Raw genomic sequence first — 1,859 nt, forward strand, 5'->3', positions numbered from 1 at the left:
TGGATCCATGTTCTTTTTCGTATTTATAACGGAACTTCATCATGAATTTCTTGAAGTCGCTGTACAATCGTTTCGTGTCCTGCATATTCTCTTTGTACGTCAATGTGATATGTAGCTCGTTGCCCGCTCCAGTGTAGTTGTTATTGATTAGATACCGTAGCTTCTTGAACGTCTGACGCAACGAGTTATAGCTATCACTCCTCACTTCTCCTTGCTTGAATTCCCCTACCTCACCCGTCTTGAGATTCACATAGCGTTCCTTGTCCAACTTCTTGATATGATTCGTGCGATTCATGTATTCCATGTGTTGCACCTCAACAAGATGGTTCATTTTCGTGACTGTTACGCTCGAGATAGGAGAGATGCCAGGACGGTCTGCCTGTTCCATCTTCTCACCACTTTTCTGCTAATGTTTAATTAAAATCAAGTTAATAAAGAGCGCACGACTTTTACGCCTCTTTTTCCTCGACTTCTTGGCTCGATTCTTCAACGTGAAGATTCATTTGAGCCATGATTGCTTGCATAGCTACTGGGTCAGTCAGAATGCGCATAGAATTGCTTGTCTCGTCTTGCTTAAGGATTTCATCCAGTTTCATGTTGATGAACGCAGAGACCGCTACACCACGTTTGTGAGCCGCCATTTCGATACGGTCAAACATCTCTTGTGGCATACGGATATTGAACCGCTTCATTTCTAATTCGTTAGCCGCCATTTTTTTCAACTCCTCTCGTGTGTTTATTGTATGCTTTTAAGACATTTTTAGTCAACGCTTTTTATTTCACGACTGGTTGACGATGAGACTCTGCCCCCCGAACCCCTAAAACCATCGTCTCCGAGGTTCTTCGCCCCTCTGGGAGCCACTGGTTTGAGTGTACTCAGGGGGCTTCTCATTCATCAACCAGCTTTCGCGACATAAACGCTGGGCATTGTTTTTTTCACGTAGTGCCCATTTACGCACCTTAGTGCCAATGGGGAGTAATATCACGAATCAACATGATTCAAATTGCATCACCTTGCATCATTCCGTTACATCGTAAACGCTTGTAATTTCCCGCTTCAACTGTATACTTTTGTTTGAGGTGTAACTTTATATTACAGGTGCGTTCGGGCCGCTGCGGTCGTTAAGGGAACCCCCCGTCACCGACGGGTCCCCCCTAACCGATCCGCTGCGTTGCCGCTCCGCTTCCGCAACAGAAAAAGGGACACCCCCACCACAGAAGTGTCCCAGTTCTATTCAGTTTTTTTAAAGCGAAGTTACTGACCACCTCGTTTCATGTTATACTGTTCGTAGGTGATAGTGTTTGTGAAGTCGTCCTGTTCGACGACAATTTGATTGGTGTAGTTGGGTTCTGCAGACCCGACTACTTTTTTTATGTCCTCGTATTTCATTTCTTTCCGTTCCGGCATTTCGATTCCTCTCGATTTACGATAGAGGTTCATCCCAGTTGGGTAGAGATGCAGGCGACCACCCTTAATGAATTTCTTTTCTTTCCCGTCTATTTCAACTACCTTTATTTCTTTTTTCTTTGCGACAGCCCCGTGAATGTTCTCTGGAGTGACCTCGATATCAGCCAAGTATGCCGAGAGATACGCCCCGATATTGTCGACACCGCTCAACGAATGAATTTTCGTGAAGCCATGCCCCCATATTTCAGCTACCTCATCGTTAGGAATGAATATCTTAGACCCTGCCTTGTCATTGAACCGAACGAGCAAATGATGATGCCATGCGCCCCGTTCTTGTGGTTCAACCACCGTCATGTAATCTATGGATCCATGTTCTTTTTCGTATTTATAACGGAACTTCATCATGAATTTCTTGAAGTCGCTGTACAATCGTTTCGTGTCCTGCATATTC

The 1,859-nt window shown here is 44.8% G+C and carries 2 protein-coding genes and 1 pseudogene; all 3 read right to left on the reverse strand.

Translation table 11 applies throughout. The annotated features are described in order from the left end of the window. Window positions 1-388 (reverse strand): annotated as a pseudogene (locus tag KNP95_RS15835) (rolling circle replication-associated protein); the annotation flags it as partial. Between the two features lie 61 nt (window positions 389-449). Beyond that, complete coding sequence (locus KNP95_RS15840) at window positions 450-740, reverse strand: CopG family antitoxin (protein ID WP_483299322.1); 291 nt, start codon at window positions 738-740, stop codon at window positions 450-452. 515 nt (window positions 741-1,255) lie between these two features. Then, on the reverse strand, window positions 1,256-1,859 hold a 604-nt coding region (locus tag KNP95_RS15845), incomplete at its 5' end, for a rolling circle replication-associated protein (protein WP_214838353.1).

It is taken from the genome of Exiguobacterium sp. s36 (assembly GCF_018618345.1).
GTDB lineage: Bacteria > Bacillota > Bacilli > Exiguobacteriales > Exiguobacteriaceae > Exiguobacterium > Exiguobacterium chiriqhucha.